Source organism: uncultured Campylobacter sp. (assembly GCF_938045775.1).
GTDB lineage: Bacteria > Campylobacterota > Campylobacteria > Campylobacterales > Campylobacteraceae > Campylobacter_B.
The window spans coordinates 1-6,543 of sequence record NZ_CALIBH010000245.1 but is presented as its reverse complement, the minus strand read 5'-3'; the positions used below and the strand labels follow the sequence as shown (position 1 = coordinate 6,543).

The 6,543-nt window shown below is 50.8% G+C and carries 3 protein-coding genes, 1 tRNA gene and 1 pseudogene; all 5 read right to left on the bottom strand.

What is annotated here, in order from left to right; all coding sequences use genetic code 11:
* Positions 1-952: Dyp-type peroxidase (locus tag Q0238_RS10175; protein ID WP_297945749.1), on the bottom strand; the 952-nt coding region annotated here is incomplete at its 3' end.
* Between the two features lie 233 nt (positions 953-1,185).
* Positions 1,186-1,273 (bottom strand) — tRNA-Ser (locus Q0238_RS10170).
* 438 nt (positions 1,274-1,711) lie between these two features.
* Positions 1,712-3,172, bottom strand: a complete 1,461-nt coding sequence (locus tag Q0238_RS10165) for a TolC family protein (RefSeq protein ID WP_297945747.1) — start codon at positions 3,170-3,172, stop codon at positions 1,712-1,714.
* Positions 3,156-6,314, bottom strand: a complete 3,159-nt coding sequence (locus Q0238_RS10160; protein ID WP_297945744.1) for a multidrug efflux RND transporter permease subunit — start codon at positions 6,312-6,314, stop codon at positions 3,156-3,158. Before Q0238_RS10160 ends, Q0238_RS10165 begins: the two co-directional genes overlap by 17 nt.
* Positions 6,314-6,543: pseudogene (locus Q0238_RS10155) on the bottom strand (efflux RND transporter periplasmic adaptor subunit); the annotation flags it as partial. The pseudogene Q0238_RS10155 and the gene Q0238_RS10160, both read right to left, overlap by 1 nt.

Here is a 6,543-nt window from a genome sequence, read left to right as displayed (position 1 = left end):
AGCCCGCATCGTAAGTCTCGAGCATATCGAAGGTCGGAGCGAAAAAGAGCGCGCCCGTCTTTGCGGTGCTGAAATCGAGCAGGCGGTCGTAGTTGCCTCGCGGGCGGCCGATAAACATACTCTCAAGCATCAGCTCCAGCGTACTGAAGGTGCTTGCGTAGGCGATGAAGTAGGTTCCCGTCTCGCCGCCCTGCATAAACGGCATATTGCCGCGCACGACCTTTTTGTCGTCGCCTACGTTGGCTGCGGCGGAGTGAGAGTTGCTAGGCTTTAGCTCCTCGCTCATCTCGATATCGTTTTGCTTGGATCTGCCGATGACGTGCTCCTGCTCGGCTACGCCCGCGGCGTTCCACGCGCTCATATCGTGGATATATTTTTGCGTAAAAAGATAGCTGCCGCCCTTGTACGCCGCATCCTCGTCGCCTACCTTGGCGAAAAAGTCGCGGTCTGCGCCCTGGGGATTTTCGGTGCCGTCCACAAAGCCGATGATAGCGCGCCCGTCGTAGTATTTAAAGCCGCAGATCTCCTCCTCGCACGTCGCGATGCCCTTTAGCGCGGCTCTGATCTCGCTTGCCATATCGTAGCAAATGGCCTGATTTGCGGCTCTGATGTGGATATGGATATCGCCTCCGGTAGCGGGCGCGATGTGTTTATCGCCTCTAATCTCTTCGAAATTTTTTAGCTCTTTCGGCAAAGGCTTCGGCAAGCCGAGCATTTTCCACGCCTCAAAGCCCACGCCCAGCACGCAGCTTGTTTCGCTAGCCGCGCCGAATCTCGTAACGGCGGTTTTGTTTAAATTTATCACCAGAGCGCAAAGGCCCTCGAAAGCCTTTTTGCAGGCGGTTTTGTCTGCGTTAAAGCGCCAGATCATAAACACGGTGTTGTTGCCGGGCGCGTCGGTTACGTTTTGGGATTTGACATGCGCACAGGCGCAACTTTTTTCTTCACTCATTTTTCTCTCCTTTAAAGTGAAATTTTAAAAAGAATTTTAGCGCAATATCGGTAAACGGCGGGCGTAGAGATAGAATTTAGGTGGCTTTCGGGTTTGATTTTAGGCGGAGGAAATTTTTATCTTTGATCGTTAAATTTGCGGCAAGGGTGGAATTTTGGCTTTAAATTTATAAAATTTGCGCCGAGTTGAAAAGCGAAATTTTAGAGTTTTGCGAGGACGAAATTTTAAAGTAGTGGCAGATGGGAAGGGATTCGAACCCTCGAAAGCTTGCACTTTACACGCGTTCCAGGCGTGCTCCTTCAACCGCTCGGACACCCATCTAAATTAAAAGTCGCGATTATAGCGAAAATCTAAAATTTTGCCAAATTCCGTTTCGGCGCGCAACCTGTTCTGCCTTTAAATTTAAAACGCGGCGCTTGGAATTTCGCCGCAGCGCTTGAAATTCTATCGCAATGCTTGGAATTTTTCTGCAGCGATTAGAATTCCGCCGTGCTGCTTGGAAATTTTACCGCAGCGCTTGAAATTCTACCGCGCCGCTAAACCCAGCCGCCTTACGCTTCCTAGCTGAGCGCGATTTTACCTTGCCGCGGCTATTTTAAAATCTGGATTACTTTTTAAATTTAGACCTGCCGTCCGCCGTAGCGCTAAATTTAAAAAGCGCAAGCAGAGCTTTTGAAAAATCCGCTTGCGCCGTAAAATTTCGGCAGCGCTTTAAATTTACGGGTATTTTAAAATTTTGTGCTGCCCGTAAATTTAAAGCTAATTAAAAATTCTATCCTTCGGGAAGGCGGACATATCGGGCTGCACGTCCTGTTCGGCGCCGATAAGCGCCTTTATTTCGCTATCTTCTATGCTAAAGCCACCGCCGAGCGCCTTGTAGGCGTTTACCGTCGCGTTTAGCACGTCAAGATCGGCCTGCACCTTGTTTAGCTGAGCACTAAGCAGGTTTCGCTGTGAATCCAAAAACTCCAGATGGTCGCTGTAGCCCGTCTGATACCTGCTTGAGGCGTTTGAATAAATTTTGCTTTGCGAAGCGACGAGATCGGCGAGGCTTGCCTGCCTTAGTTTGGCGTTTTGCACGCCTACAAGCGCGTCGCGAACGTCGCCGAAAGCGGTTTTAAGCGCCTTGTCGTATGCGATGAAGCTCGCGTTTTGCTCTAAATTTGCAAGCTCTACGCGCCTTTTCTGGCGGCCGAAATCAAGTAGCGGCCCTACGAGCGAGCCGCCGATGCTCCACGTGCTCGCGCTTGCGGTAAACAGCCTGTCAAACTCGCCGCTTGCGTATCCCGCTGAGCCCGTAAGCGAGAAAGTAGGGAAGTAGCCCGCCTTGGCGACGCCCACTAAGAAGTTGCTTGAGCGCAGATTTTCGAGCGAGCTTGCGACGTCGGGGCGGTGTAGGATCACGTCGCTTGGGATCCCGCTTGGGATCTGCGGTGCGCTAGGCATTTTCGCGGCGATCTGCGCCGTGCCGCGTAAAATTTCATCATAGCTCTTGCCCGTTAGGATATTTAGCGAGGTCTGCGCTGCGGAGAGCTGATTTTGCACGCTTATGAGGCTTGCCTCGGCGCTTTGCACCGCAGCTTTAGCTTGATAAAATACGATCTCGCTAACCGCGCCCGCATCGAGCTGCTTTTTGCGGTAGTTTTGCGTATCCTGATAGCTTTTTAGGCTGTCTTTTAAAATTTGTTCCTGCTGCTTTAACGCTAGTAGCGTGAAATAGGTCGTCGCAACCGTGCTAGTAATCGTGTTTTTGGCGGTTTCATAGTCGTATTTTGTCGCATTAAATCGAGATCGCGCCGAATCTACGCTGTTGCGCACGCGCCCCCAAAGGTCGATCTCGTAGCTTAGCACGGCGCCGATCTGATACGCGCCGTGGGAGTTACGATCGGGCCGGTTGCCGAAATTATTTTGGCGCACCGCGCTGCCGCTTAAATTTACATTCGGCAGGTACTCAAGCTTGTTCAGTCCCAAATTTACGCGCGCGTACTCGACGTTATTCAGCGCGGTTTGCAGATCGGAATTTTGCTCCAGCGCGCTTTGGATCAGGGCGTTTAGCTGCGGATCGTTGAAACTTTTCCACCACTGCGTGCTAACGTTAGTGCTTGCGTAATCCGCCTTAAAGCCGGTTTGCTTTTGCGGCGTGACGGGCTTGAAGTTGCAACCGCAGAGTAAAATTCCAAGCGTCAAGGCGCTTAAAAGAGCGTTATTTATTTTCATCATTCACCTCGTTAGTTTGGACTTTTTTGCCGCGTCTATCAAGCCAAGCGTTGAAGCTTTCGAGCAGGTAGAAAAACAGCGGCACGAAAAAGATCGCGATCGTAGATGCCGCGAGCATTCCGCCTACGACGCCGGTTCCTAATGCATGTCGGCTAGCAGCGCCAGCGCCGGTGGCGATAACCATCGGAAGTACGCCCAGACCGAACGCAAGGCTCGTCATCACGATAGGGCGGAACCTCATCCTGGCAGCCTCTACGGCAGCTTCAGCGATAGGGCGGTGGTTGTTTAGGTGCTCATTCATCGCAAATTCCACGATCAAAATCGCGTTTTTCGCCGCCAGACCGATTAGAAGCAGCAAACCGATCTGAAAATATATGTCGTTATTTAGCCCGCGGAAATATGTAAACACGAGCGCGCCGAATACCGAAAACGGCACGGCGGTAAGCACGGCAAGCGGCATGAGCCACCTTTCGTATTGAGCCGCTAGGATCAAAAACACGAAGATCATTCCAAATACGAATGCCTGCGAGCCCTTGCCGGTTTCGCTGACCTCTTGATACGCAGAGCCCGCCCAGCCGATCGAATATCCGCTAGGAAGCTCCTCTTTTATGACCTCTTGGATCGCCGCTATCGCCTGGCCCGAGGTATAGCCCGTATTTGGCTCGCCCATAATCTGCGCAGCCGGGAAGGCGTTAAATCTATTAACGGAATCTGGACCCAAAGAGCGCTCAAGTCTAACTAAAGAATTTAACGCGATCAGATCTCCGCTAGCATTGCGGACGTAGAGCGATTTTAGATCGTTAGGATCGTCTCTGTAGTTTTGCGTAGCGCGGATATAGACCTTAAACGTGCGGCCCATCAGGTTAAAGTCGTTGATATAATACTGCCCGATGGTGGAATTTAGCACGGTGAAAATGTCTGCTATGCTGACGCCTAGCATCTTTATCTTCTCTTTATCTATATAGAGCTTATACTGCGGGAAGTCCGTTTCTAACGTCGTTCGCACGAGCGTTAGAGCTGGGTGTTGATTGGCTTTGGCGGTTACGCGATCCATATCGGCGCGAATTTCATCGTAGCTCTTGCCCGTCGTACTTTGCGCGTAGAGCTCAAATCCGCCCGTAAGCGAAAGCCCCATAATAGGCGGCGGCGTGACGACGTAGGTCATCGAGTTGCGATCTGCGCCGTAGAGTTGCCCGTTTAGAGCGGCAGCTAAGGCGAAGTTGGAATTTTCATCGCCGGGGCGCTCCTTCCAGTCTTTTAGCTTCATAAAAAAAGCTCCCGCATTTTCTCTAAGCGCTCCGGCTAGCATATCGTATCCCGTGATTTGGGTTATATCTTTTACGTTTGGATACTTTTTAGCGATGCTTGCGATGAAATCCTGATCGGCTTCCGTCCTGGGCAGCGTAGATGCCGATGGAAGCGTAGTCATCGCCATAATCGAGCCTTTGTCTTCGTTAGGCACTAGGCCGCTCGGAGTAAGCTTAAGAAGCTCTATCATTGCATAGATGATGATGCCCACAAAAACGAGGCTGATTAGCACATGGCGCAAAACCATGCCGACACCTGCGGCGTAAATTTTAGTTGAGATGCTAAAAAGATTATTAAACCATCTTATGAAAAAAAACGGCTCGGACTCCTTTTTTTGCAAGATCAGAGCGCAAAGTGCGGGCGTCAGCGTAAGGGCTACGAAGCCCGAAAAACATACCGAAGATACTAGCGTTAAAGCAAATTGCCTCTGCATAACCCCGGTAAAACCCTCCATAAACGCAACCGGCACGAAAACCGCCGAAAGCACGAGCACGATGGAGATGACGGGCGCTACGATCTCGCCCATCGCTTTTGTGGTAGCCTCTTTGACGCTAAGATCCGGCTCCTCGTGCAAAATTCTCTCTACGTTTTCGATCACGATAATGGCGTCGTCCACGACGATGCCGATAGCTAAAATAAGCGCGAAAAGAGTGATTAAATTTATTGAAAATCCGAAGGCGTAAATTCCGATAAACGCGCCGCAGATCGACACCGGAGCGGCAAGCGTCGGAATGATCGTCGCTCTAAGGTTCCCTAAGAACATATACATAACGATGATGACGAGGATTAACGCTTCAATGAAAGTATGAATGACCTCTTCGATCGATACTTTTACGAAGCTAGTCGTATCGTAGGCGACGTCGTAGGTCAGCTCGCCGGGAAAATTAGGCTTAAGCTCGTCTATGCGCTTATTTACCGCTTCAACTACGGCTAGAGCGTTGGCACCGCTTTGCATAAAGATAAGCACAGGCACCATCTCTTTGCCGTTAAATTTTGCCGAGATATTGTAGCTTGCGCCGCCTAGTTTGACCTCGGCGACATCTTTTACGCGCAAGAAATTCCCATCTTTTTGCGCGCGTATGATGATATTTTCAAACTCTTCGACGGTTTTTAAACGACCCTCAGGCTTGATCGCATATACGTAGGGATTGCCTAAGTTCATCGGCTGCTCGCCCATCTTACCCGCGGCGTATTGGCTGTTTTGCTCGCTTATTGCGGCAATTATCTCGGCAGTCGTAACGTTAAATTTCTTAAGTAGCTCAGGCTTTACCCAGATCCTCATCGCGTAGTCTTTCGTTCCCAGCGCCTGCGCTTCGCCGACGCCCGGCACGCGCTTTAGCTCATCTACGACGTTGATAGCTACGTAGTTTTGCATCTCTACAACATCCATCTGTTCGCTAGGATCGTAAAACGCAAGCACTTCGAGCATCGTACTGCTACGCTCGGTGACGGTTACGCCATAGCGGCGCACTTCATCGGGAAGTAGCGTAAGAGCTGGCGTGACGCGGTTGTTTACATTGACTTTCGCATCTGCTGGATTTGTGCCGATTTGAAAATATACGTTGATACTAACAGAGCCGGAGGAGCTTGCTGAGCTTTCCATATAGATCATATTTTCAACGCCGTTAATCGCGTTTTCAAGAGGGGCTGCGACGACGTCGGCGATCGTCTGCGCGTCCGCGCCGCTATATGTAGCGCTAACGACGATTTGCGGCGGCGTGAGTTGCGGATACTCCTCGACGGAGGAATTTTTAAGAGCCAAAACGCCCGCGATTACGATGATGATCGAAACGACGCAGGCAAAGACGGGGCGGTTGATGAAAAATTTAGAAAACATTATTTCCCGCTTTCCGCATTGCTCTGAGACGCTTCAGGCTGCCCCGCTACGTAGGGATCGGTACTGGCTGGCACCGGAGTGACCTTGGAGCCCACGTTGATCTTTTTAAAATTATCCAAAATGATCTGATCGCCGTCCTGCAGCCCGCTTGAGATCGTCGCAGTGCGGGTATCTTGAGCCGAAATTTTGACTACTTTTTTGGCGACCTTGCCGTCTTGTACGACATAGA

Coding starts and splice junctions, on each gene's coding strand:
- Q0238_RS10160 (WP_297945744.1), bottom strand. CDS start 6,314: ATGTTTTCTAAATTTTTCATCAACCGCCCCGTCTTTGCCTGCGTCGTT.
- Q0238_RS10165 (WP_297945747.1), bottom strand. CDS start 3,172: ATGATGAAAATAAATAACGCTCTTTTAAGCGCCTTGACGCTTGGAATT.